The 24,364-nt window shown below is 42.2% G+C and carries 20 protein-coding genes and 1 pseudogene (1 of these 21 cut by a window edge); 11 read left to right on the top strand and 10 right to left on the bottom strand.

Translation table 11 applies throughout. The features are described 5' to 3' along the window. The first annotated feature begins 27 nt into the window (after positions 1–27). Together A0128_RS13435 and A0128_RS13430 are read left to right on the top strand one after the other, a co-directional pair. The gene (locus A0128_RS13435; protein ID WP_069607988.1) at positions 28–2,010 is read left to right on the top strand and encodes an acetoacetate--CoA ligase; all 1,983 of its coding nucleotides are present in this window, start codon (positions 28–30) and stop codon (positions 2,008–2,010) included. Between the two features lie 49 nt (positions 2,011–2,059). Next, a pseudogene (locus A0128_RS13430) lies at positions 2,060–2,917 on the top strand (substrate-binding periplasmic protein); the annotation flags it as partial. 35 nt (positions 2,918–2,952) lie between these two features. Here A0128_RS13430 and A0128_RS13425 read toward each other — a convergent pair. The 3 genes from A0128_RS13425 to A0128_RS13410 all read right to left on the bottom strand — a co-directional run bounded on the left by A0128_RS13425 (position 2,953) and on the right by A0128_RS13410 (position 6,056). Continuing rightward, positions 2,953–3,606 carry a lytic transglycosylase domain-containing protein gene (locus A0128_RS13425; protein WP_069607986.1) on the bottom strand — a complete coding sequence of 218 codons (654 nt, stop codon included), beginning with the start codon at positions 3,604–3,606 and terminating at the stop codon, positions 2,953–2,955. A gap of 468 nt (positions 3,607–4,074) precedes the next feature. Further along, on the bottom strand, positions 4,075–5,202 hold the full coding sequence (locus tag A0128_RS13415; RefSeq protein ID WP_069607984.1) for an MBL fold metallo-hydrolase: 1,128 nt from the start codon (positions 5,200–5,202) through the stop codon (positions 4,075–4,077). Between the two features lie 20 nt (positions 5,203–5,222). After that, entirely contained in the window at positions 5,223–6,056 is an 834-nt protein-coding gene (locus A0128_RS13410) for an SDR family oxidoreductase (RefSeq protein WP_069607983.1), read from the bottom strand. 199 nt (positions 6,057–6,255) lie between these two features. Here A0128_RS13410 and A0128_RS13405 point away from each other — a divergent pair, with 199 nt between their 5' ends. The 3 genes from A0128_RS13405 to A0128_RS13395 all read left to right on the top strand — a co-directional run bounded on the left by A0128_RS13405 (position 6,256) and on the right by A0128_RS13395 (position 9,704). Next, entirely contained in the window at positions 6,256–6,906 is a 651-nt protein-coding gene (locus A0128_RS13405; RefSeq protein WP_162274110.1) for a TetR/AcrR family transcriptional regulator, read from the top strand. A gap of 227 nt (positions 6,907–7,133) precedes the next feature. Continuing rightward, positions 7,134–7,985 carry a metal-dependent hydrolase gene (locus A0128_RS13400; RefSeq protein WP_069607981.1) on the top strand — a complete coding sequence of 284 codons (852 nt, stop codon included), beginning with the start codon at positions 7,134–7,136 and terminating at the stop codon, positions 7,983–7,985. Positions 7,986–8,423: 438 nt separating this feature from the next. Then, the gene (locus A0128_RS13395; protein ID WP_162274109.1) at positions 8,424–9,704 is read left to right on the top strand and encodes a response regulator; all 1,281 of its coding nucleotides are present in this window, start codon (positions 8,424–8,426) and stop codon (positions 9,702–9,704) included. Positions 9,705–9,744: 40 nt separating this feature from the next. Here A0128_RS13395 and A0128_RS13390 read toward each other — a convergent pair whose 3' ends face one another. Beyond that, positions 9,745–11,232 carry a leucyl aminopeptidase family protein gene (locus A0128_RS13390; protein ID WP_069607980.1) on the bottom strand — a complete coding sequence of 496 codons (1,488 nt, stop codon included), beginning with the start codon at positions 11,230–11,232 and terminating at the stop codon, positions 9,745–9,747. Then, positions 11,229–11,708, bottom strand: a complete 480-nt coding sequence (gene bcp, locus A0128_RS13385) for a thioredoxin-dependent thiol peroxidase (protein ID WP_069607979.1) — start codon at positions 11,706–11,708, stop codon at positions 11,229–11,231. The genes A0128_RS13390 and bcp overlap by 4 nt, the downstream gene beginning before the upstream one ends. Positions 11,709–12,894: 1,186 nt before the next feature. Here bcp and A0128_RS13380 point away from each other — a divergent pair. Beyond that, the gene (locus tag A0128_RS13380; protein WP_069607978.1) at positions 12,895–13,293 is read left to right on the top strand and encodes a hypothetical protein; all 399 of its coding nucleotides are present in this window, start codon (positions 12,895–12,897) and stop codon (positions 13,291–13,293) included. 16 nt (positions 13,294–13,309) lie between these two features. Here the strand turns inward: A0128_RS13380 and A0128_RS13375 are convergent, their stop codons facing one another. Then, positions 13,310–14,170 carry a LysR family transcriptional regulator gene (locus tag A0128_RS13375; RefSeq protein ID WP_069607977.1) on the bottom strand — a complete coding sequence of 287 codons (861 nt, stop codon included), beginning with the start codon at positions 14,168–14,170 and terminating at the stop codon, positions 13,310–13,312. 158 nt (positions 14,171–14,328) lie between these two features. Between A0128_RS13375 and A0128_RS13370 the strand changes: the two genes are divergently transcribed. From A0128_RS13370 to A0128_RS13355, 4 genes are all read left to right on the top strand, one after another. After that, entirely contained in the window at positions 14,329–14,994 is a 666-nt protein-coding gene (locus A0128_RS13370; RefSeq protein WP_083244122.1) for a cysteine hydrolase family protein, read from the top strand. Between the two features lie 154 nt (positions 14,995–15,148). Next, the gene (locus A0128_RS22455) at positions 15,149–15,271 is read left to right on the top strand and encodes a hypothetical protein (RefSeq protein ID WP_282433203.1); all 123 of its coding nucleotides are present in this window, start codon (positions 15,149–15,151) and stop codon (positions 15,269–15,271) included. A 133-nt stretch (positions 15,272–15,404) separates the two neighbouring features. Further along, on the top strand, positions 15,405–16,058 hold the full coding sequence (locus A0128_RS13360) for a response regulator (RefSeq protein ID WP_069607975.1): 654 nt from the start codon (positions 15,405–15,407) through the stop codon (positions 16,056–16,058). A gap of 183 nt (positions 16,059–16,241) precedes the next feature. Then, positions 16,242–16,880 (top strand): hypothetical protein, encoded by a 639-nt coding sequence (locus A0128_RS13355; RefSeq protein ID WP_069607974.1) that lies wholly within the window; start codon positions 16,242–16,244, stop codon positions 16,878–16,880. A 61-nt stretch (positions 16,881–16,941) separates the two neighbouring features. Here the strand turns inward: A0128_RS13355 and A0128_RS13350 are convergent, their stop codons facing one another. Beyond that, entirely contained in the window at positions 16,942–19,281 is a 2,340-nt protein-coding gene (locus A0128_RS13350; protein WP_069607973.1) for a sensor histidine kinase, read from the bottom strand. Between the two features lie 265 nt (positions 19,282–19,546). Between A0128_RS13350 and A0128_RS13345 the strand changes: the two genes are divergently transcribed. Continuing rightward, complete coding sequence (locus A0128_RS13345) at positions 19,547–20,845, top strand: glycosyl hydrolase family 18 protein (protein ID WP_069607972.1); 1,299 nt, start codon at positions 19,547–19,549, stop codon at positions 20,843–20,845. Positions 20,846–21,096: 251 nt separating this feature from the next. Here the strand turns inward: A0128_RS13345 and A0128_RS13340 are convergent, their stop codons facing one another. The 3 genes from A0128_RS13340 to A0128_RS13330 all read right to left on the bottom strand — a co-directional run. After that, positions 21,097–22,266, bottom strand: a complete 1,170-nt coding sequence (locus tag A0128_RS13340) for an acyl-CoA dehydrogenase family protein (RefSeq protein ID WP_069607971.1) — start codon at positions 22,264–22,266, stop codon at positions 21,097–21,099. A 546-nt stretch (positions 22,267–22,812) separates the two neighbouring features. Further along, the gene (locus A0128_RS13335; protein WP_069607970.1) at positions 22,813–23,202 is read right to left on the bottom strand and encodes a hypothetical protein; all 390 of its coding nucleotides are present in this window, start codon (positions 23,200–23,202) and stop codon (positions 22,813–22,815) included. A gap of 6 nt (positions 23,203–23,208) precedes the next feature. After that, positions 23,209–24,364 carry the 3' portion of an APC family permease gene (locus A0128_RS13330; RefSeq protein WP_245667250.1) on the bottom strand. Its footprint extends 251 nt past the window's final position, so the window shows 1,156 of its 1,407 coding nt (coding positions 252–1,407); its start codon lies beyond the right edge, outside the window; it ends in the stop codon at positions 23,209–23,211.

The raw sequence follows: 24,364 nt of genomic DNA, 5'->3' as shown, positions 1-24,364 counted from the left end.
CCACAAAATAAAGAATAGAGATTTTTCATGTATCAAGAGCTATGGGCGCCTTCCTCTCAACAAATTGAATCTTCCAATTTAAACCGTTATCAAAAATTTTTAAAAGAAGGGAAAGGACTTACCTTTGCGAACTTTGAAGAGCTTCGTTCCTGGTCCGTAAAGGATGTAGGAGCTTTCTGGGAAAGCATCTGGAATTTCTCCGGTCTCGTTCATTCTCAAACCTTTGAGAAGGCTTACGAGAAAGCCGAGAATTTTGTGGATTCTCGTTTTTTTCCCGGGGCCAAACTCAACTTTGCGGAGAATCTTTTGCGAAGAAAGGATTCCTTTCCGGCTCTGATTTACAGAGGAGAAGACGGATCGAGAAGAGAAGTAAGTTATGCGGAACTGCGAAGTTATGTAGGAGCTCTTGCAAAGGATCTCAGAAAAAGAGGAGTGGTTCCCGGAGATCGTGTCGTGGGACTCATGCCGAACGTCCCGGAAACCGTCATCGCAATGCTCGCCGCGACTTCGATCGGAGCGATCTGGAGTTCCTGTTCTCCCGATTTTGGCGCTAAGGGAGTTTTGGATCGTTTTGGACAGATTGAACCGAAAGTCCTCTTCACAACGGATCGTTATTCTTTTAAAGGAAAGGATCTTTCACTTGCTGAGAATCTGACCCAGATTCTTTCTTCGATTCCGTCCCTGGAAGCGGTCATCGTTTCCGATTATAAAAACGGATTTCTTCATTTTAAGAATCAGACTCGGACGGTATTGCCCGAAAATTATCCACAAAAGAATATTCAATTTTTAGAAAGTATTCTTCAGGAGAATTTCGGTGCGGAACCTGAGTTTTATCAAGTAGGAATGGATCATCCGGTTTATATCATGTATTCTTCCGGAACGACAGGGCTTCCGAAGTGTATGGTTCAAGGCGCGGGAGTTCTTCTCAATCACTGGAAGGAACTCGTTCTTCATACCGATCTCAAGGAAGGAGAAAGGATTTTTTATTATACGACTTGCGGTTGGATGATGTGGAACTGGCTCGTGAGTTCTTTGTCGGTCGGAGCTACGGTGGTTTTGTTCGACGGAAATCCGTTTCATCCGGGTCCTGAGATTCTCTTTCAGATCGTCGCCGAAGAAAAGGTGAACGTCTTCGGAGTCGGAGCGAAATACATTCTTACGCTGGAGAAGTCGGGATTTCAACCTAAGGGTTTGGATCTTTCTTCTATGAGAGCGGTGCTTTCCACGGGCTCTCCTCTGACTTCTTCGGGTTTTCAATACGTCTATCAAAATTGGAAGTCGGATCTTCAACTTTCTTCCATCTCCGGAGGAACCGATCTCAACGGATGTTTTGCTCTTGGGAATCCGATCCTTCCTGTTCACGCGGGTGAAATCCAGTGCAGAGGTCTCGGAATGGACGTGGAGATTTGGGATGAATCGGGAAAATCCTTGATGGAAGAAAAGGGCGAGCTCGTCTGCAAACAACCGTTTCCATCGATGCCCCTTTCTTTTTGGAAAGATCCGGAAGGTAAAAAATACAAGTCCGCTTATTTCGAAACATTCTCCGGAGTTTGGTGCCACGGGGATTTTGCGGAGCTTAAAAAAAACGGAGGCCTCGTCGTCTATGGACGTTCGGACGCGACCCTCAATCCGGGCGGCGTAAGAATCGGAACGGCGGACCTTTATAGTTTGATCGAAACGTTTCCCGAAATTGCGGACTCCGTGATCATCGGTCAGGACTGGAAAGAAGACGTGAGAATCGTTTTGTTTCTTAAGATGGCGAACGGAAAAACTTTGGAAGATTCTCTGATCCAAATTCTAAAAAAAGAAATCCGAGACAAGGTTTCTCCGAGACACGTTCCTTCTAAGATCGTTGCGGTTCCCGATATTCCTTATACGATCAATATGAAAAAGGTGGAGATTGCGGTCAAGAGGACGGTGCAGGGAGAAGCCGTGACCAACAAGGAAGCCCTGAGCAACCCCGAATGTTTAGAATATTATAAAACTATAAAAGAGTTGCGGGAAGATTAAAATCGAGGTCTTAAAAATGGTTGAGGGAATTCTAAAAAAACGTGTCGTATTTTTGATTCTTCTGGGCGCGTTTTTTCTTTGGAATCAGACCGATCTGAATTCCATCGATGCGGAAGACGATACATTCAAATTTTATAATTCTTCTCGATTGAAGGAAATTTTAGAAAAGGGAGAATTGAAAGTCGCTGGAAATCAGGCCGATGAACCATTTTACGTTCCCAACGCGAAGGAAGGATATCCGGGTTTTGATTACGAATTGGGAAAGGCCTACGCGGATTTTCTCGGGGTCAAATTCAAATTCATTTCTTATCCCGAGTTTGCCGAATACGCGGAGGCGATCAAAAAGAAGGACGCGGATATCGCGTTATCCGGAATCTCGAGTAATTTAGAAAGATCCAAGAAGGTTCGTTTTAGTTCCGCTTATCTGATTTCTACGCCTGCGGCTTTGATCCGAAAAACCGCGCTTCCTCCGCCTCCGGAGGGAAGTATCATTACAACTCAGAGTTTTAGAAGTATTCTCGACTTACAAGATTTAAGCGGAGTGACCTTTGCGGTGCGTTCTTTCTCCAATCGTCACGAATATCTTCTCAAAAAATTTAAGAACAACCGAATCTTTACTTACGGAGATACTCCTTCGGCATGGGAAGCGGTGAAGAACGGAACTGCGAATTGTCTCGTAGCCGATTCTTTTTATATCAAGGGAATTCTCCTGAAAGAAAAATCGATCGCTTCTAATTTTCGTCCGCTCTTAGAACAAGTCCAGAGAGAGGATATCAGCGCCGCTTTTCCTCTCGCGGATCTCGTCTTTGTTCGGAATTTCGATTATTTCATTTCAGAGCTAAGCCGCTCCGGAGCGTTGAGAGAGTTGGAAGATAAGTATTTTAATAAATCGGATTGGGTTCCTTGAGAGCATTCTTAAGAAAACTCCCAAGGACTTTTAATTTATCGAAGAGAGTTTGCGACCTTTTCTCTCAATTCTAAATAACGAGATTGGTTGGAGAGAATGATCTCGTTGTATTCGGGAACTCCTCCCCAACGGTCTACGGCGCCGGGGCCCGCGTTGTAGGAGAGAAGCGCTTTTTCCGTATCTCCTTTTCTGAGATCTAAGAGGTCGTTTAAGTAGGAAACCCCCAAGTGAATGTTCACTTCCGGTTTGTGAAGGTCTTCCGCAGAAGTTCTCCAGCCTTCCTTTTTAGAAAGCCAAGTTGCCGTGCTCGGCATGATCTGCATAAACCCGCGTGCGCCCTTTGGGGAACGGGCGGTCGCCTTGAATTCGGATTCAAGATGAATGAGTCCGATGAGAAGGCTTACTTTGTCCGTGTCGGAACAACGAAAGGTGCAGGATTCCAGATCGAGTCTTCGAGATTCTTGCAGAATGACCTGGGAAAGTTTTTGGAGAGGCTCCTTGGAAAGAGAAGGTCGGACCTCCAGGATATAAGCCTGAATGGCTTGGATTTCAACGGTTTCTTCGTCGAGAAGGGTCGTCTTTTGACCCAATGCTCCGGCAAGCGGTGCGAGAACAAGTTGGAAGCTCAAAGGTAAGAGCAACCAAAGGAGATAGCGAAAACGAAATCGGGTCATCTTGCGAAAATTCACTGGATGCCTCCGTAGATTCAAATTTGTGCAACGCACAATCTATGACCAGTTTTTTGGCGCCGCACCATAGGTCAAGGAATTCTCGCTGTCTCGAAGATGGGCTTAGGGGACAGAATTCGGCTTTTTTGTGGAGGGGAAAAGGAAGGAGTTCCTACTTTTCTTTGTTTTCAGGAGAATCCATTTCACCCTGAGGAGTTTTTGTCCGGAGTTCCGTCCACGTTTTGCTTTTCGGAAGAAACCGGATTCGAAAAACGAAAAGGATTTTCGACAGAACCTATCAAAAACCAGAAATAAGAGCGTCTTCGAAGAGATTCTTTTGAGAAGAATGAGGTTTGGATCTGAAAGAAGGAGTTCCTACTTTTAAGAAGGTCGAAAAAACTTTCTCCGGGACGGAACAACGAAGCGAAGAGTGGAACAGGGAAGATCCTTTTTCCAAAAGATTCTCCCGATTCTACTTTGCCTTAAACGCTATTTCACCTTTTCCCACCAGGATTCGGAAGGAAAGGACGTTCTTCCGTCCACAGTTTCCCCCGGTTTCGGAGTGACAAGGTCGACCTTGAGAAGTTTGGCCGCCTCCGAGGTCCTTCGGATCGGTTCTTCCCAGTCGTGAATCGCAAGATTGAAGGTTCCCCAGTGAACCGGGAACATACGTTTTGATTTAAGATCGATATGTGCTTGGACCGCCTTTTCCGGATTCATGTGAATCCCTTCCCAGGTTTCGTCGTAAGCTCCGACCTTGATCGAACTCAGATCGAAAGGGCCCAGACGTTTTCCAATTTCCAAAAAGTGAGAAGAATAACCCGTGTCGCCGCTATGAAAGAAACGATTCGTAGGACCTACCACACTCCAAGAAGACCAGAGAGTGGATTTTCCATTTGTAAGTCCGCGTCCGGAATAATGAACGGCGGGAGTGCAGACGATTTCAACTTCGCCGACCTTGCCTTTTTCCCACCAGTCCAATTCTACGATTTGATTCTCGGGAACGCCCCAACGTTCTAAGTGCGCGCCAATTCCGAGTGGAACAAAATATTTTGTCCCTTTGGAAGCGAGATACTTCGCAGTCAGCATATCGAGATGATCATAGTGATCATGAGAAATCACGACGGCGTCGATCTTCGGAAGTTGTTCGAGAGGAATCGGAGGAGGAAAAAATCGTCCCGGTCCGATGCTCGTGAAAGGGGAAACCTTATCCGAAAAAACGGGATCCGTAAAAATTCTGATCCCGTCTATCTCAACAAGAACGGAAGCGTGTCCAAACCAAATCGCTCTGAGTCCTGGTCCCGGAGTTTCCGGAAAATTCTTTGCGTTCGGAAAGACAACGGGGATGGGAGAAGGGGGAACTCTTTGTTCGCTTCCGAAGAGTTGTCTCCAGATCATCTTGGAATAAGAACCGGGAAGGATCATAGGAACGAAAGGTTCGTTTTCAAATTTACCGTCCTTATACATTTTGGAAGTCTGCATTCTTTCCACTCTCTTCCCTTCGGGGTTTCCTCCGAAGGAACTCAGACAAGCAGTCTGTAAAAGAACTAAAGAAGTGAATCCTAAAAGAAGGATCAAGGACGCCAGTGAAACTTTTTGAATACGATTTCCAAACATAAAGGACTCCTAAGATTTGTTTAAGCAGCTGCCTTCGTAGATCTCAATAATGCCAACTTCATAATTCCGAATAAGACTCCGTCGGAAAGAAATTTACGCAATCCTAAAAGAGACTTCGCGTCCATTCCTATCACGTAACGAAGACGTTTGGAAGAATCGTTCGCGGCTTTATAGATCACCTTTGCGACCGCTTCCGAAGTACTCGTCATCATCGCCTTCTCCATATTTCCGAAGACCGCTTCGGCAAACGGTTTGTATTCCGCTGGAGACTTTTCGGAAGTGGAATCCGATGAACGCCCGATAAAGTCGGTGGCGATTGCACCGGGTTCAATGAGTTTGACTCGGATTCCAAAGGGTTGCAATTCGTATTGAAGAGATTCCGTAAAACCTTCCAAGGCCCATTTGGTGGCGTGATAGAGACTGTAAAGAGGGAAGGTGATTCTTCCTCCCATCGAAGCTACGTTGATGATGTGTCCTTTTTTATTCTTACGGAAATGAGGAAGAATCTTTTGAATCACTTCCATCGCTCCGAAAACGTTCGTATCAAACTGTCTTTGAATCTGTTCTTTGTCGGCGCCTTCGAACGGCCCTACAAGTCCGTAGCCCGCGTTGTTTACGAGAACGTCGATTTCTCCAAAGTGTTTGATTCCTTCCTGGATCGCTTTTTGAATCGTTTCCGATTTTGTTACATCCAATTGAAGGCAGATTAGATTCGGAAGGTTTTGGAGGTCTTTTTCCTTTTCAGGACTTCTCATCGTTGCGATGACGTTCCAGCCTTTTGCTTGAAAGTGTTTCGCCGCGGCTTTTCCGATTCCGGAAGAACTTCCTGTGATCAATACGGTTTTTCGTTTCATTCTTAGATTACTCCTTTTTAATGACCCAAAGTCACTTTAAAATGACCTTGGGTCATATGTAAATGACTTCAAGTCATTGTCAATCCCGAAAAGTGAAACTTTGAAATCGAAAAGGAGATTGTTTTTGTGGCGAGCGTTTTGATAGATGGAAATAGAAGAATCGGAAGAATTAAAATTCTCCCTTGAGTCAAAAAATAGAATGAAAACCCGAGCCGTAAAAGACGACGACAAGAAAGTCAAAAAGGAACTTTTGATTCGGGCCGCTATCGCCTTATTTAACAAATCCTCTTTTGAAAAGATTTCCATGGATCAGATCGCCAAAAAGGCGGGAGTAGCCAAGGGAACCCTCTATCTTTATTTTAAAACGAAAGAAGAACTTTTTTTAGAAATTCATAGAATGGATTATGAGATCTGGTTTGATTCTTTCCAGACGTTTCTTCGCTCCAAAAAACCGGGAACGAGTGCGAGAGAGCTTTCTACTTGGATTACGGAATCTCTGAGAGAAAACCAGAGAGTCGTACGTTTGATGGCGATCGGTTCCGCACTTCTGGAAAAAAACGTCGCCTTTGAAAGCGCTCTTCAACTGAAAACTTCGGTCCGAAAACACGTTCTTGAAATTGTTCCGGAGATTTGTCGGGTTCTGAAATGGAAAAGATCCGAAGACGCTTTGATTTTTCTCACACATCTTCACGCGCTCATCGTCGGTCTCTGGCACCACGCGGAACCGGCTCCGATCGTTTCGAAAGTTCTCAATTCTTCTCCCGATTTTGTGGTTTTTCAGATCGATTTTTTCCAGACTTTAGAATCGGGAATTCGCGCGTTGCTCTTGGGTTCTCAGAAAGATTCTTAAAAGTAAGAGTTCCTACTTTTTAAAAAAAGATCCGCCCTTTCTAAAAATCAAAATCCTTCTCTAAAGCCGTAAAGCGGCCGGAGTTCCGTCCAAGAATCACTGTGAAACTCCGTTTTTCTCTACTGATTTCGAAATCGGTCAGAGCTTTTCATAGATCGGCGCGAGCTTTGTTTTAAAATATTCTATAGTGATCGTTACAAACAAAAGCGTCCTGGAAGGAGTGAAAAATGACCGTTGAAACAAAACCGAAAAAGAGGAATTTAAAACCGATCGACGCAAGTCAACCCACGGTCCGAAAGATGGACTTTGAAAAAATGGGAGATCTCCCCGATCATTATTTCGCGGGGAATTCTTTTATCACGCATATCATCAATTCGTATCACATTCTTTTTCCCGAAGGGGAAAGATTTTTTATAAAAAGCGTGAAGGCCTTTGCGGACCAAGTAAAGGATCCGAAGCTACAAACCTCGATCAAAGCCTTTATCGGACAAGAAGTTCAACACGGAAAGGAACACGAGAAAGTATTGGAAGTGCTCGCAAAACAGGGAAAACCTGTGGGACGTTTTGTTCGTTTTTTTGAATGGAGCGCTTTTCGTGTCATGCTTCCTTTTTTTGAATTCTTCTTCGGAAAAAAATTAAAACTTTCCGTAACAGCAGGAATGGAACACTACACAGCGACTATGGGTGAAATTACGCTCAGGCACGGATTTCACGAACACGCTTATGGAGAAATGAGAGATCTACTTCTTTGGCACGCGTGCGAGGAGATAGAACACAAAGCGGTTGCGTATGACGTTCTTCAGACCGTTTCGAAAAGTTATCTCTTGAGAATTTTCGGATTCTTCTTAGCGTCTTGGATTTTTTGGGGATACGTCGTTTTCTTTCAACATTGGTTTATCATCACGGATCCGAACGTCGATTTCAAAAAATATTTTCGGGATCTAAAAGCCTCAAGACCTTTCGGAAGAATTCTTTTTGTGGAGACGGCAAAGGCGTTCTTTCTCTACTTAAAGCCCGGTTTTCATCCGGCCCAAACAGGCGGATACGATCTCGCCAACAGCGCCCTTGGGACTATATAAGAATTTTAGAATTTATCTTTGTTCTCTGTGTTTTATCGAACACAGAGAATGTGTCTTTTCGGCTTTCCTAAGAATCTTGAGATCCAAAGATGTTCGAGCTTTTAAATCATAAGAGATTCCCGTCCTTTCGACTCTTCCAACTCTTTTTAGATCGGGATTTTACCTTTTTTTTGAGTAAGGAAGACGAACCGACTTTATGGGCCGTTTTAAGACCTTTTAGCTGGGATTAGACTCCTTATCTCCTAAGCAATGATGAATTTGATCGATCGATTTTTTCGAGCGGAAATCGAGTATTGCAATAAAAACGGAAATTTATTAATTTTATCCTCATTCCGAGAGTTCCCTTTTGATTTCCTTCGTCCTTTAATTCAGAGTTAAGAAACAAATATAATATATTCTAATAACTGAATGTATTCATGTTTTTTCAGGAGTTCCAACTTGAGTAAAGAAGCAGTAGCAGAAAAAACCTATCCGAGAGTCATGATCTTAGAAGATGAAGAACTCCTGAGAAAGACCATGGTTTATATGTCTAAGAAGATCGGTTTGGAATACTGCGAAGTCCAAAACGGAAGCGAAGCTTTCGCTCTCGTAGACGAATTCAAGCCGGACGTTTACTTTGTGGACTTAGAGATGCCGGTTATGGACGGCAAAAAATTTATTTCTAAAATGAAAGAAGTCCGCCCGGATTCTATCTTCGTGGTAATGACGGCTCATTCCGAACCGCAAACGATCATTGAGACCATGAATTTGGGAGTATTTGATTATATCTTAAAACCTATCGATTCTCATAACTACGAAAGTCTTCTAAAAGAAATTTCAGTGGAGTTAAAAAGAAGAAAGGTAATTCAACTTTTCGAAGACGAATCGGCGAATCGCCTCAAAGAACAACTCGGTTGGGCTTCTTACAAACGTTCTCGGGTTACGGATTTGGATTCTATGATAGAACTTTCAAGAACAACCCTGAACAATATCAAATACGCGCTTCTGAGCGGAGGTGGGATCGGCACTCTCATCAGTCTTATAAAGATGATCAAAGGTTCCGCGGAAAAGGTAGATTCAAAATATGTAATATCCGGAGATTTGTTGGATATGCTCTTTGAAAACGGGGATTATATCGAAAAAAATATAAATCGTCTGGAAGAAAGTCTGAATCTGCTTCACAGGGAAATTGAACCTCATCTTAAAAAAATTCCAGTTTCGGAATTGATCGCAAAACTTTCGGAACACTTTTTAAAGTTTACGATGAATGAAAAAGAATATCTGGAAGCGAAGGATCTTAATTTTAGAATGCCGAAGGCAAATCCGAATCAATATCAGGATTCCGTTTTTGTGGATTTAGATTCGTTTTTGATAATCTTTCACGAGGTTTTGATAAACGCACTGAAATATTCAGATAAGGGCGGGGAAATCGATATCTACTTTTCTTCGAAGTCGGGTTTATTCAATCTCTATGTAAAAAATAATTTCGATTCTAATTATTTATCCGGGATTACCGCCGAACAAGAAGCGCTAGTAAAACAACCTTTTTATCGTTTGGCGAAATTCTTAGATGAAAGCGTAAAGACGGAAGGCGTGTTTTCGGGATTGGGACTTACGCTTGTGGATATCATCGCGAGAAAACACGGCGGAAGTTTCGGAATCAAAAATGTATCCGATCATACGATCTCCAACAAACCGGAAACGGTGGTTCTCGCCGCGATCACATTACCGGTTTGTTGAAACCATTCGGGAAATCTTTTGACTTCCCGAACGGTTTTGTCTATTTTTTCTTTCCTATTTTTTCGGCGAGGTCTACGAGCAATCGAACCCCGTAACCCGTAGGCCCGTTTCCAATCTGAGTTCCGGAACCTTTTTTTCTCCAAGCCGCGCCGGCGATATCGATATGAGCCCAAGCGATTCCCGAATCGACAAATTTTTCTAAAAATTTTGCGGCCGAAAGAGAACCACCGGCTCTGCTTGCGATGTTACGAATGTCGGCGATATCACTTTTGAGTTCGTCCGCGTATTCATCCCAGAGAGGCATCTCCCAGATTCTTTCATCCGAAGTTTGGGAAGCTTCTTTCAAAAGTGTCGTGAGAGGTTCGGAGTTACTCATCACACCGGCGGCTTCGTGTCCCAGAGATATGATGATCGCTCCCGTAAGAGTTGCAAGATCCAGCATATAGTCCGGTTTGAATTTTTTTCCTACGTAAGAGAGAACGTCTCCTAAAACCAAACGACCTTCCGCGTCCGTATTTTGAACTTCTACTGTAATTCCATTGTGAGCCGTATAAACGTCGCCCGGTTTGAGAGCGGCTGCGTCCGGCATATTTTCCGCGACCCCGATGGCTGCGATAACCGGAACACCTAATCCAAGTTCGGCGATTGCTCCGATTGCGTGAATTGCCGCCGCGGCTCCGCACATATCGTATTTCATTTCGTGCATGTCCTGAGCGGGTTTGATGCTGATTCCACCGGAATCGAAAGTGAGTCCTTTGCCTATGATCGCGAGTTTTTTCTTTGTGCTAGGTTTCGCCGGAGTATATTCCAAAATGATCATCTTTGCTTTTTTATCGGAGCCTTCGCAGACCGCGAGAATCCCACCCATCTTTTCTTTTTTGAGCTGGGCTTCGTCAAAGACGGTGATCTTCAGTCCGTTGTCCTTCGCTATTTCTTTAGAGCGGGAAACAAATTCTTCCGGAGTAAAATGATTCGCAGGAAGGTGAGCGATATAACGGGCCCCGTTGATATAACGACTGACGACCTTTCCACGTTTCAGACCTTTTTCGGCTTCCTTTGCTTTTGCGGCGTCTTGAAGGATAAAGGAAACACTTCCTGTCTTTTTTGAATTCTCACGAAATTCTTTAGATAAGACGTTGATCGCAAACGCGCCTTGTTCCAGAGAATTTACGATTTGATAGATGAGTAAGTCGGCTGGAAGCGAAGTGGTAAGAATTTTTGGAAGATGAATTTCAAGTCCCACCCCGTCCCATTTTTTTAGTTTTTCTCCGAAGGGAAAGAAAAGCTGAGCCACACTTCTGATTTTAATTTTGGAAGAATCACCCAATCCGAGATAGAGAATCTTTTCGGCTTCATCGGAAAACGTTTGTCCATAATCTCCGGTAAAGATTCCGGAAGAAGTCTGAAGAGAGAACTTTGTTTTTAGATTCTCCGGAAAATGATCTTTGAAGAGAACCTGTAATTTGTAGAAAGACTTAGAAGTATTTTTGCCGATCGAGATTTGGATCTTATTCTTATCCAGTTTCATTTTTTCTCCAGAGCTTTGATATCGGAGAGGATTTCATCCACGTGTCCTTTTACGCTGACCTTCGGGTAAACCTTTAGAATCTTTCCGTCGGCCCCGATGAGGAAGGTAGTGCGAACGATTCCCATCGATTCTCTTCCCATAAATTTCTTGAGATGCCAGACGTCAAAGGCTTCGCAGATCTTTCCATCCTCGTCCGAGATCAGCGTGAAGTTTAGCTCCTGCTTTTCAACGAATTTCTGATGTGATTTTACGGTATCTTTCGAAACTCCGACCACGTTGAATCCCGTCTTTTTGATTCTCGAAAAGTTGTCTCGGAAGTCGCAGGCCTCCGTGGTACAACCCGGGGTTTGGTCCTTAGGATAAAAATAGAGGACCGTTCCCTTTGCGCCCGCTAAATCGGAGAGTTTTACTTTTTCGCCTTTTTCGTTGAGCCCCGTAAAACTGGGGGCCTTGGAACCAACTTTGAGTTCAGTCATGGAATGCCTCTTTGGATAAGATTTAAGAATTCTTTTTCTTTTAGATGTCAGTCTTTTCCAGGAGTTCTAAAAAAAGAATGAATTTCTGAAACAAAAGTGGACGGAACTTCGACCTTGAACATTCAAAACTTTCTACTTTTTGATCTATTTCTCGATGGAAAGTAGAATCAAAGAACGCCCCTTGAAAAAACGAGGCCTTTTGAAGTTTGAGGACGATGGCGGAGAATTCGGAAAGGTCTTCTAAAAGAGAATCGAGGATTTCCAGAGTGAAAAAGGAGAATTTGGCTAAGATTGGAGAAGAAGAGGATTTCGCGGAAGTGCAACGATACGAAGTGAAAGAAGGGATTTTTTAGAGGCCAAGTCGCGTTAGGCGAAGTTCGCCTAAACACGGAAATTCGCTTGGTTTTTCTTTTCAAGTCGTGTTTACACGAAGTTCGCCTAAACGCGGAGACCACTCAGGATTTTTCTTTTCAAAACGCACTTACACGAAGTTCGCCTAAACGCGGAGAACTCCCTCGATTCTTCTTTTCGAAACGCACTTACGCGAAGTTCGCATAAACGCGGAGACCACTCAGGATTTTTCTTTTCAAAACGCACTTACACGAAGTTCGCCTAAACGCGGAAACACTCAGGATTTTTCTTTTCAAAATGCATTTACACGAAGTTCGCATAAACGCGGAGAATTCTCTGGTTCTTCTTCGTAAATCGCGTTTACCCGATGTTCGTCTAAATGCAGAAGAACTCCCTCGATTCTTCTTTGCAAATCGCGCTTAGGCGAAGTTCGCATAAACACCGAAAACTCTCCTGATTCTTCTCTTTAAGTGGCGCTTACGCGAAGTTCGCATAAACATCGAAAACTCTCTTGATTCTTCATTGTAAAACGCACTTACGCGAAGTTCGTATAAACACCGAAAACTTTCTTGATTCTTCATTGTAAATCGCGCTTATACGAACTTCGTCTAAACGCAGAGAAATCCCTCTTGATTCTTCTTCGCAAATCATACTTACACGGAGTTCGTATAAACGGATTCCCCGCTCCGTAATCGAAATTACGCGAAGTTCGCCTAAACGCCGACCTACTGATTAACGAAACCCTTTGGGGGAGGAGATCGAATCGGTCTTCGAGAGGTCGTAAATTTCGCGTTTTTCACTTGCGAAAAATAAAAAAATACCCGATCCTTTGAGTATGGACTCCAGAGAAAGGGCAGAGACGATTCGAGAAGGGAACAGAGCCTTTAACGACGGCGACATTCGAAAAGCCAGAGATCTTTTTATCAAAGCCGATTACAAGGACGGTCTCATACGTCTTGGAGATCACTTTATGTATGAGAAAAAGATGCCTCTTCTTGCTTATGGATATTATAAAAAAGCAGGATATCAAAAACGAATCGATGAAATTTTCCAAAGAATGATGTGGGCGCTCAGTCAGTGGATCGGCGCAGACAAATTTAAAGCGACACCGGCGGACCCACTCCAAGCTGGAGAATCATCTTCGAGTTTTCCGGACGCATCCGAATTTCAAATCCATCCTCTCTTACGTCAGACGGCGCTTGATATCCTAAAGAAAAAGGGGATTTCGGTTTAACAAGTCGTCCCTTTTTTTATTTTTCAAACATCTTCACGAATTCGTTTAACGAACTCCTCGGTTGTAATTCTCGATTCCTAATAAAGACGGTCCGAATTCTCCTTAGCTTAGAAGGTAAAGGAAGAATGGTTAAAAATTTCTTTTGTTTCTTTTCATTCAGATACGATTCCGGCAAAAGCGAAATCCCCATTCCTGAAATTACGCAAGAAAGAATCGCGTCCAAGGATTCAAATTCGATTCTTTTTCCGGGCGGAAGCGACTGTTCTTGGATCCACTGATCGAGTCTGTTTCGAAACGTACAACCAGCTTTAAACGTAAGAATCGATAATTGTTTCCAAGAAGATATAATCTCGTTTCTTTTCATCGAACTCGGCGCCACGATTACAAGATTTTCCGTAAAAGCCGGCGTCTCCAAAAATGGAGAATGCGAAAATCCTTCGTAGACAAAGGCGCCATCCAATCTTTTTTCCAAGACGGCTCGAACCAACTCATCCGTATTTCCTTGTCTCAAGGAAAGTTGAACTTTAGGAAATTTATTATGATACTTAGAGAGAATCGACGGAAGTCTTACCGATGCAGTCGTTTGTCCCGAGCCGATCTCCAGCGGTCCTTCCGGCGTTCCAGATTCGGAAAGGGCTCTTTCCGCTTCTTCAGTAAGGGTCAATATTCTCTCGCAGTAATCGTATAAAATCTTTCCCTTTGCGGTCAGAGAGGCTCCGTTCTTTGATCTCTGAAATAGATTTGCCTTGAGTTCCCTTTCTAAAACTTGAATTCTCGCGGTCACATTGGATTGTACGAAATGTAATTTTTCCGCGGCGCGCGTAAAACTTCCTTCTCTTACTACTTCTCTAAAAATTATTAACGAAGGAATATCCATGTCCGTCTCTTCTTGGAAAATCTATCAGAAAGCAAAAAATAAGATTCATCATAAATAGTGATTTTATATATCTTATAATATCATTATTCAAAATGATATTATAAGTGTAGAATTAAATCCGATCGAAAACTTTGTCTAAGAATTTTTGAGAGGAATCTATGAAAAAATATCGGAAAACACTTTTAATAATCTTTCTTCTGATCGTTTGGAGCTGCTCCGGCCCTTTGAACGTGAGAGTTTCTACGCCGTCTTCAACGGGAACTACCGCTCTTCTGATCTTGGATGTTCAGATGGATTTTTTTCCGGGCGGAAAATTTGAACTGGAAGGAGCAAACAAGGCGGCAATTAAAGGGGAGAGCGTGCTGAAATACTTTCGGGAGAAAAAACTCCCGGTCTTTCATATTCAACACGTATCTACCAGGAAAGGGGCCACTTTCTTTTTTCCCGGAACTCCCGGAGTTGAATTTCATTCCAGTCATACACCCGTTCCCGGAGAAACGATCATCGTAAAACATACTGTAAATCCGTTTTTAAATACGAATCTCCTAAATGAATTGAATTCAAAAAATGTAAAGCGTCTTGTAATTTTTGGAATGATGACTCACATGGTGGTGGATTCTACGGTACGTTCGGCGTTTGATCTTGGATTTAAAGATATCGTAGTCATTTCCGACGCTTCGGCTACTCGTTCCCTGAAATTTGAATCGGATTCTATACCGGCCGAACAAGTCCACGGCTCCTTCTTATCGGCGCTTGGATATATCTTTGCAAAAATATTGACCGCTTCAGAATTTATAAAAGAAGAATTGGGTAAGAATTCTTAGACCATTCTGATTCTTGAAAAACTACCTTTTTCGGTTCGTTCTATTTACGAATATAGGAGCGGGGATGAAATAGAAATTTATATTTTTATAAAATACTAAAGTATTGTTTCAGTTTTAGTGCGAACGCGGGTAAATCAAAGGAATTCATTTTTGAATGGGATCGGCAAAATCCCATTCTTACTTTCAAATTCCGTTTTCACTCGGCAAGTTGATTCTTCCTTGTGATAGGGATCCAAATCTAAAAAAGGCATTTCCGGTTCCCAACGGTAAACGATGATTCTTTTTCCATCCACGCAATCCCATTTCTTTCTTTTCTCGAATTTAAAGATTGAACTCCGGGCTAATAACCTAACAAAGATTTTGTTGTAAATTATTTTACAGAGAATCCAGTCCGGATAACCTTTGGTAGAATGGCCCAGGCGAAAAAATATACGATCTTTCTCGTTGACGATCATCCCGTTGTGCGTTCAGGATTGCAGTCTGAGATAGAATCCGATCCCGATTTTATATTCGCGGGTTCTGCGAGTTCTGTCAAGGATGGGATTCGAAAGATGGGTTTTTCCAGGACCGATCTTTTGATAAGCGACGTTTCTCTGCAGGATGAGAACGGAATCCAAGAAATTGAAACCATCAAATCTAAATTTCCGGAACTCAAAATCGTCTTTTTGACGATGCATCGGGATTGGACTTATCTTCAAAAAGCTTTCGCCTTAGGAGCGGACGGATATCTTCTAAAGAGCGAATCCACCCAATCCATCATCAGTGCGTTAAAGACCGTTTTAGCCGGAGGAAAGGTATTTCCCGAGGAAGTCAAAAATTTCAGACCCGAAGCGGAAGTTAAGGAAGAACTCGGAAATATTGTTAAACGACTTACAAAACGCGAAAGAGAAATCCTGAATCTCTTAGCCGAAGGAAAGATGAATCGTGAAATCGCCGACGAATTGGAGTTAAGCGTTCGTACGGTTGAGACACATCGGGCTTCGATCTTTAAAAAACTGGAAACGGAAAATATCATAGAACTTGGGAAAATCCTCATTCAACTAAAATCATCCGGTATGATCTAATTTCTGTTTTCTATTCCAACCTGCTTTTATTCAGTAAAATTCATTTTTTAATAAAGTTCTAATAAGAACTACTGATAGTTTCTTTTTTTCTAAGTAGTTCCCGAAGTTTCGCAAATTACTCTTCGGTGATACTGTTACTTTGGAATCTTCATTCGATTCTTAAATACACTCGGAGTCACAAAGATGAAAAAAATTTTAATCAGTATGAATTTGGCGCTATTTCTTTTTTTTATTAACGCTTGTAAGAAGGATAAGTCAGATGATACCACTCTCTTGGCAGGACTGGTCGCGCTCGCGAGCGGAAATTGTTTTAACCTTCCGCAACAAGTGATCATAAAGGATGGGAACTCCGCGCAAACTTCTACATACAATTGTGCAGTCGTAGGCAAGGTTTATAGCTGTGTTCCTGTCGGCGGTGGAAACACGGTTGTAAGAACTTATTCTTCCTCTACTGCCGGTAAATTAGGAGTTGTGGATCCACCTCCATATTCCAATTTGCACGCGCAAAGAGGTCTCACGAGCCGAGTTGAAGGCGGGACCACGAATACATTTACCTATAACAGCTCGAAACAACTAACGGCGGTCGCTTCGCCTGCGGTCGTTACCTATTCTAATTATGACGCCAATGGATTTCCTAAAACGAATTCATCTGCACAAAATTTAGTCTATACGTATGCGGCGGGGGCAACGATTCCTACAACTTCGGCGGACGGTGCATTTACATATACTTATGATTCCAAAGGTTGGGGAACTAAGGTGGATTTCGGTTTTGGAAATCCGACGACTGCCGAAAACATAGGATCCGTATCTATTTGCGAATAGTTTATAAATTTGTAATGATTCTATAATCTCTTTTTTGATAAGCGACAAGAGTCTTTTTCAATTAGCAAGGCAGTAGAATCGTAAATCTGCTGCCTTTACCGGGAGAAGAATCCAATAAAACTTCTCCTCCGTGAGCGAGCGCAATTTTTCTCACGATCGAAAGACCAAGCCCGGTTCCTTGCGGTTTTTTTGTTTCTATTACGGAACCGTAAAATGCTTTCTTGAGATCTTCACTCAGTCCAGGGCCGTTGTCCTTGAATATGATGTATAAGGTTTGAGATTCTTTTTCAATCCGAACGGAAAAACTTCCGTTTTCACCGACGGCATCGGCTGCGTTCTTTGCGATGTTTAAAACCAATCTTCGGATACGAAGCGGATCCAATTTTACTTCTCCATCGGCGAGAATTTCGAAAGTAAGAAGAATTCCCGTTCCTTCGAAAAAAAGTTCCAGATCTTCTCTGACGCCGTTGAAGTATTCTCCGATGTTGACAGATTTTAAATCCAGGATGATGCGTTTTTTAGAAAATTCTAATATATCCAGGGAGAGGTTTGCGAGGGCTTCCGTTTCCTTTTTAGCCTGCGCGATGCCGATATGAGAATCGTTCTTTCCGTTTTGATTCATATTCTTTAGAATTTTTTGAATGAGAATAACGTGATGTCCGATGTCGTGAGCGATTTCCGCTGAAAGTTCGCCGATAACCGCCAATTTATCCCTGTCTTGTCTCAGTAAGTTTTGGATCGAAAGAGCCAATGCATAGGCGATTCCCTGCACCCAATCCATCTCCGAATCGAGATTTAGAAATCCTTGTATCGGAAGATCTAAGATTACAAAGTTTGTCTGAGCGCTCTGAACCGGTAGAAGAAGTCGGTCGTTTAACAAAGACGGAGTGGACAAGGAAGATAAATTGACTTCTACGGTATTGTGCGACAGAAGCCCTGAAACTTCTCTTACGCGAAGACCGTTTTCGGTATCGATCGAATATTGTTTCCAATTGGAAGAATTCTGTTCCGGAAGATAGATAAAGAGTTCCTGATTTTTCCGGATATTTTTTGAAAGAATTTCAAGAGCGACCTGGGTTGCGGACGCAAATGAAGAAGAGGACATGATCTCTCTCGTGGAAGAAACGAGAGTTTTCATCTGGTGCGAAAGATTTTCAGATTTGTTAAGCGAAGTGGAAAAACGTCTCGAAATCAAAATAGAATGCGAAGCGATCAGAAAAATTTGACCGTAAGGAATTAGATACCCTGAATTGGTGACACTGGTCGTTAAGACGATGTCGTTTATCGTGCAAAACATAACTCCGACGTAACCTATAAAAAGAATCCAAACTCCTTCGTATCTTTTTGTGATTCCATAGATGAGAAGAATCGCCCAGCAAGGAATTACTGTCAAAAAACAATATATCTGTGTTGGAAATAATGTGAGCGTATAGATTTGATTTGGAAGGAGTAAAACCGCGACGGAGGCGGCGTAAATCGGAAAGTTGAGATAGGCTCCGTATCTTTCCCAAAATTTGGTCGGGGAAAAACGATATAAGAATGCGTATAAAACCGGCGCCGATAAATAAACCGAAATGTATTCTAGTCGGTTTAATAATTCCCAAGAAAGATTCGGAAACAGTTGATGACCGAATCTTTCTCCGGTGGTCAATGCGCGAATAAATATCAAAGTACAATGAATCGCAAAAAAGAGAGGAGTGGGGTCTTTTCTTCGAAAGAGAAAAAACAAAAGATTATAGACCGCCATGATGGCCGCGGAGATACAAACCGCGAAGCTGATGTTGTTCTTGATTTGATTTTCTTTCAGCACGTCTTCCAGTCTTCCGATTTTGATCGGATACCAATAGCCTCCCCAGCGATTTTGAAAATTGGAAATATGAAGCGTTAAATTCAATTCGTTAGAGTCCGGAAGAGAGGCGATTTGAGGATTGTATTTTGCGGAGGAAGTTTCTTTTGTCAGACCGAACGTTCCGGCGCTCGCGATGAGTTGGCCGTTCGCATAAAGGTTGTAAGCTGTTCCTTCATCGGGAATTGAAAGAGCGAGGTTTGTGATTCCCTGCGGAATTAGAACCTTGAGCTCGTATGTAGCGAAGCCGTAACTCTGTACGGTCTCTCCAAAAAAGTCGATTCCATTCCAAACGGAAGGAGCTTCATTAAGAACAAATCGATTCTTTTCAGGCAACGCCGACCGATTTTGAGTCGGAGAAACAAGTTGACTCCAATAAAATTTCCATTTTCCGGAGAGATTTATACTCTTATGAGTATTCCAATCTACTTGTGTTAGATTTAAAACCCCGTCTTTGGCTCTGGGAGCCTCTTCACTGTAAAGGCTCAAATAAGTGCAGCCTGAGAAAAATAAAAGAAAGAGAATCAAAAAATTAATGCGAACAAAACGGAACATAGATTTCTCCACAAAGAAAGCCGAAATCGGAGCGACGGTCAATAGGAAAAGATAGGATTTATCTTGAAAAGAATCAAAATTGTCAAAGGAAAAGATAGGACGAAAGTCGGCCGGAGACTCGGAAATAATATCGATCTATAAAATCATTTTGAGAAATAAAAACGACTATATAAGATGATATGATTTTTAAGAAAGTAATAGGAGAGAATTCTTTTCACTTTCCTATTCAAAAGACATTGTATTTGATGACAGAAAAAAACTTCCCATGAAATTCTTTAAACTTACCAAAATAAAACTGATTCTTCTCATTCTATTTTCGATCTTTCTGATTGCTATATTTGTAATATGGAAAAACTGGAAAGATATTTCTAATCATCCCGGCTTGCAACTTTTTCAGGTCGAAGAAGGGGAACGAGAAACCGGAGCCGAAAAAGAATTTTTGGCTTCTACTTGGTCGTCCGATATCGTTGCGATGACTGAAAACATACGTTTGTATGACGAGATCCATCCTTTTCTCTATACTCTGGAGGGAGGAAGAAGTAATACGGGAAACATTCAATCCGTATGGAATCCACAGGCTCAGGAATTTTATATCTGGGCGCTAAAGAAAATTTCTCCAAGAACAAAAATCATTCCTACGATCTTTCGATGGGAGAATGACTTTGAAAAAATCTCCGATGCGATCGGCCTCAACGGAAATACAAAGATTCGAGACTATCACATAGAACAAATTCTAAAAGAAATCGAAAAATACGATTTTGATGGAATCGATATTGACTATGAAGGGATGACCTGTGAGAAAAAGGAAAGTTTTGAAACATTCTTAACCTTGCTCTCCGGAGAATTAAAAAAGAAGAATAAACTTTTGTCCGTTGCGATTCATCCAAAAACATTGGCGGAGGAAAAGTCGGAGTATGTATGTAAGGGGTTGAAGGATCCGATCTCGGTCGATTTTTACGAAGCCTACCGGGGACAACTTACTCATGACTACGAATTTCTGGGAAAGATTGCCGATAAGGTAAAAATTATGGCGTATGAACTTCATCCTAGAAAGAATGCGTTTCCGGGACCGGGTCCACAGGCCCCTTCTTGGTGGATCGAAAGAATATTAGAATATTCTACAAAACGAATTCCTAAAGAGAAACTTTATATGGCCATTCCCACATACGGATACGACTGGCCTTTAAATTGTGATATTCCTTCGAAAGCTGTTTTTTATTCGAGAGCTCAGTATATCAAAAAGAATTGGAAGCCCCGAGAAGAGGAGCCCACCGATGTTTTAAAAATTTATAAAGAAGCAAGAAAGTCCGGAGATTGGATTTATCTAAGGCCGTATCTCTATCGACACGAGGGACACGTCTATGACGATCCTTCTCTTTGGTATACGTTAGGCGGTTGTGATCGAGTTGCCTTTTATATGAACCGAAGATCTTTTGAGACAAAGATGAATCTTCTTAAAAAGTTTAAGATTCGCGGGTTTTCGTTCTGGCAACTCATTCAAGACAATGATCCGGAAATCCATTCCTATCTGAAAGAAATGATCGAAGCCCCGGAGAAGAATTAGAAGTTAAGATCTTCTTTTTTCTTTCCGAGTTCGGCCCCGTTGTCTGAATTACGACAATTTTTCAGTGAAATTTAAAAAAGCCCCCACCCTCATTGGGTGGAGGAGGCGGGCCTCGTGGGACTTTTTGTGATTTTCTCTCTATCACGAAAAATTCCGTTTTTCAAGCAGATTCTAAGATGTTTTTTTTGTAGGAACTCCTATAAAAAAGCAAAAACGGTTAAACACAGACCTTCGAAAAATTTAACGGTATATTATTTTTTCATAATGCTTCCCGCGATGATCAGCTTTTGAATTTCGCTCGTTCCTCCGCCGATTTCTCCCAGGCGGACGTCTCGATAGAGTCTGGCCACTTTGTATTCTTCCATAAAACCGGCGCCTCCATGAATTTGAACGGCGAGATTGGTAACTTCTCTTGCGGAAGTGGTTGCAAATAGTTTACAGGAAGCACATTTCCCGGAAAGATGCATATTCCCTTTTCCTAATTTATCGGCTTCTCCCATTTCCCAAGCGACATTGTATGTAAACCAACGAGAAGCTTCTAATTTTGTATAAATTTCCGCTAAAAGATTTCCGACTGACTGGTGTTGTGCGATCGGTTTCCCAAAACTTCTTCTAGTGGAAGCAAATGTTTTAGATTCTTCCAAACACGCTTCCATAAGTCCTATCGACCAAGCGGCCAGAGAAAGACGTTCCATGTTGAATGTCTGCATCGTTTGACGAAAACCTTTTCCGAGAGTTCCGAGGATGTCTTCGGAAGAAACTTCTACGTCTTCAAAAAAGAGAGCTCCCGTTTGAGACCCTTTGAGTCCGAGTTTTTCCATCGGAGCCGATCTCTGAACTCCTTTCGAATTCAGGTCCACGAAAAAATGAGTCAGACCTTTTTCTTTTCCATTGAGATCTTGAACTCGAGAAAGAACGAGGCAATAATCCGCGATTGGAGAGTTTGTGATATAAGTTTTCTGACCCGAAAGATGATAGACACCTTTGGAAATTTCTTTCGCGACCGTCTTAATCGCTGAGACGTCGGAGCCGGAATCCGGTTCCGTAATTCCGAGAGAACCGATTTTGGTTCCTTGATTGATCTCGGGTAAGTATTTTCTTTTCTGTTCTTCCTTTCCAAAATGATGAATAGGCAGTCCGAAAAGTCCTCCGGAAGCTCCTACGGAAAAAAAAGTCGAACCGCAAGCCTTTCCTAAGGTTTGCATGGAAAGCAAAGAGCGAAAGGTTCCCGCATTTTGACCGCCGTATTCTTCTTCGTGAGGTAGTCCTATGTAGCCGATCTGAGCAAGTTTATGAAAATGAGATTTTGGAATTTCTTTTTTCTTATCCGCTTCTTCCGCATAGGGTTCGATTTCTTTTTTACAGAAATCGGAAAATAAATTAATGAACATTAGTTCATCTTCTGATAACTTGAAGTCCATGAAGCCTCCGCAAAGCTGATGCGAATATTCTCCTCATTCCTTTTTTTGCAATGGATTTTAAATCGTTTTAGAAAAGAAAATCGAACCTTCTGTTACCAAAACATTCCGATGAAGAATTCTGATTCTTCGCGGAGGAAAACGAAGAGATGAATTTCTTTTTTCTTTTGAGGAATCGGTTTGTTTTTTAGTCGTTTCTTTTATGATATTTTGTTCATGCATTCTTATTTTGTTTTCAATCTTCTTGGAATTGCAAGGAGTTCGGGTTCTGCTCTCTTGATTCCCGTGTTAATAAATATATTATAGAATTATATTATTCTTAATTATTTTATAAACAAGAAGTTTATTTTTATTACTGGATTCTCTTTTGCTCTTGAAAGACACAGGAGTTGAATCTTGTTGAGATACGAACGCTTAAAAAAAGGATCGGTTGGATCGTTTGAAATCAAATCACGGAAAGATCTCCGGTAATTCTTCTCAAACAAAAGCGACTGGATGGATCGTTGTGGAATGAAATGGGAACAGTGAGAGCAGTAAATTCGGCAATGACTATCTTCGGTTTCGAATCTTTCTTCCGTAAAGCCAGCCTGCAACGAGTAAGGGAAATCCAGTCCACGCCGCGGCGATCGCTAAAATTTCCGAATGGCTGGCGCTGATTCCGGGAACCTGTAGCGCTAAACCCGCAAGCAAGAGAATGACGTGAAGCTCGGCGTATTTTGAATTCTGAACGAAGGTATAATTTCCAAGACCGGATCCCGTAAGAAAGGCAAAGAGCCCGAGGAAGATTCCGATTCTCCCGGAAAGCAAGGAAATTTCTTCCGAGAGAAGGAAGAATGAAGAGAAGAGGGGAAGAAAGATTCTTAAAGTCAAAAGGAGAATCGAAGAGATTCCCAAATAGGAATGAAGTTTAAGTCTTTGTTTTGCTTTGAGGCGAAACAATTTTCTCTACGGTTCCCCGCTCGCGACCGGAACGGGTTCGTTTTCTGGAAGCAAGCTCGTCGCCATTATCTCTGGAGAATCTGCATCGAGAGGAATCGTAATCGGACGTGAAGAACTCTTTGTAATTTTAAAATAGTAATACATAGGAACGGAGAGAAGGGTGAAACTGATTCCCCAGAAGGCTTCCGTCGGTTTGTTCCATACCAAGGTTGCTATGATGACTACATTCGAAAAGATATAGAGATACGTTGTATAAGGATATCCCGGTATTCTAAACTTCAATTTGTAATGTCTTTTTTCAAAAAGAATCGGCGTATAGGCCGTGATCGTTGCGAGGAGAAGAGTCGAACAAGTGATGAGATAGAGAAGACTTTCGATCTCCTTTACAAAACAAAACAAACAAGCATAAACGCACTGAAATGCGAGGGAAGTATAAGGGCTCTTGTGTTTTGGATGGAGTTTGGCCATACTCGGAAAGAAAAATCCGTCTCTCGCCATCGCAAAATAAATTCTGGAGCCTCCGATGATGTAAGCGGAGATGGATCCTAAGAATGCCCAACAGATAAACGCCGTAATAAAGATCGTGGCTTTGGGTCCGAAAAGCGCGGAAGAGGCCGTGATCCCGATCTTATCTCCCGAAAGTTCGTTGATGGATCCCGAACTCAAGAAAAGAAAATTCATAAGAATGTAGAGAACGGTGACTAACGCACAGGAATAGAGAACCGCTTTGTAGATGTTCCGATCCGGGTCTTTTACTTCCTCCGCAACATAAGTGATCATATTCCATCCAAGATAAGAATAAGTCACGGGAATCACTCCTGCGAGAAGGAGTTCCATTCCGCTTAGGCTGGATGGAAAAAAATCAAAAGACTGAAATCGGGAAGTTTCATAGTTTCCGATCGTGAATCCTAAGATGACAAAGGCGATCAGTCCTAATATTTTTACTCCGGTGAAAAGATTTTGAATTCTCGAAGCCGTAGAAATTCCAAAAAAATTAATAATGGTAAAAAGAAGAATCGCTCCCATCGCGAGCATCTGAGCCGTTCCGATTGAGATCGTTAATCCGAAGAAAGGGAATTCGAAAAAGTAGATGTCCCAGGACGGATTGATAAGTGAAAAAAACGATTTAGAAAATGCTAATGCAGAAAGTGAGATGGATGCG

The sequence above is a fragment of the Leptospira tipperaryensis genome, from assembly GCF_001729245.1.
In the GTDB taxonomy this organism is placed as follows: Bacteria; Spirochaetota; Leptospiria; order Leptospirales; family Leptospiraceae; genus Leptospira; species Leptospira tipperaryensis.
Note: the sequence above shows the minus strand (reverse complement) of the source record. Positions and strands in the feature narration are given on the sequence as shown.

Coding starts and splice junctions, on each gene's coding strand:
- A0128_RS13435 (WP_069607988.1), top strand. CDS start 28: ATGTATCAAGAGCTATGGGCGCCTTCCTCTCAACAAATTGAATCTTCC.
- A0128_RS13415 (WP_069607984.1), bottom strand. CDS start 5,202: ATGTTTGGAAATCGTATTCAAAAAGTTTCACTGGCGTCCTTGATCCTT.
- A0128_RS13410 (WP_069607983.1), bottom strand. CDS start 6,056: ATGAAACGAAAAACCGTATTGATCACAGGAAGTTCTTCCGGAATCGGA.
- A0128_RS13405 (WP_162274110.1), top strand. CDS start 6,256: ATGAAAACCCGAGCCGTAAAAGACGACGACAAGAAAGTCAAAAAGGAA.
- A0128_RS13400 (WP_069607981.1), top strand. CDS start 7,134: ATGACCGTTGAAACAAAACCGAAAAAGAGGAATTTAAAACCGATCGAC.
- A0128_RS13390 (WP_069607980.1), bottom strand. CDS start 11,232: ATGAAACTGGATAAGAATAAGATCCAAATCTCGATCGGCAAAAATACT.
- bcp (WP_069607979.1), bottom strand. CDS start 11,708: ATGACTGAACTCAAAGTTGGTTCCAAGGCCCCCAGTTTTACGGGGCTC.
- A0128_RS13380 (WP_069607978.1), top strand. CDS start 12,895: ATGGACTCCAGAGAAAGGGCAGAGACGATTCGAGAAGGGAACAGAGCC.
- A0128_RS13375 (WP_069607977.1), bottom strand. CDS start 14,170: ATGGATATTCCTTCGTTAATAATTTTTAGAGAAGTAGTAAGAGAAGGA.
- A0128_RS13370 (WP_083244122.1), top strand. CDS start 14,329: ATGAAAAAATATCGGAAAACACTTTTAATAATCTTTCTTCTGATCGTT.
- A0128_RS22455 (WP_282433203.1), top strand. CDS start 15,149: ATGGGATCGGCAAAATCCCATTCTTACTTTCAAATTCCGTTTTCACTC.
- A0128_RS13360 (WP_069607975.1), top strand. CDS start 15,405: ATGGCCCAGGCGAAAAAATATACGATCTTTCTCGTTGACGATCATCCC.
- A0128_RS13355 (WP_069607974.1), top strand. CDS start 16,242: ATGAAAAAAATTTTAATCAGTATGAATTTGGCGCTATTTCTTTTTTTT.
- A0128_RS13350 (WP_069607973.1), bottom strand. CDS start 19,281: ATGTTCCGTTTTGTTCGCATTAATTTTTTGATTCTCTTTCTTTTATTT.
- A0128_RS13345 (WP_069607972.1), top strand. CDS start 19,547: ATGAAATTCTTTAAACTTACCAAAATAAAACTGATTCTTCTCATTCTA.
- A0128_RS13340 (WP_069607971.1), bottom strand. CDS start 22,266: ATGGACTTCAAGTTATCAGAAGATGAACTAATGTTCATTAATTTATTT.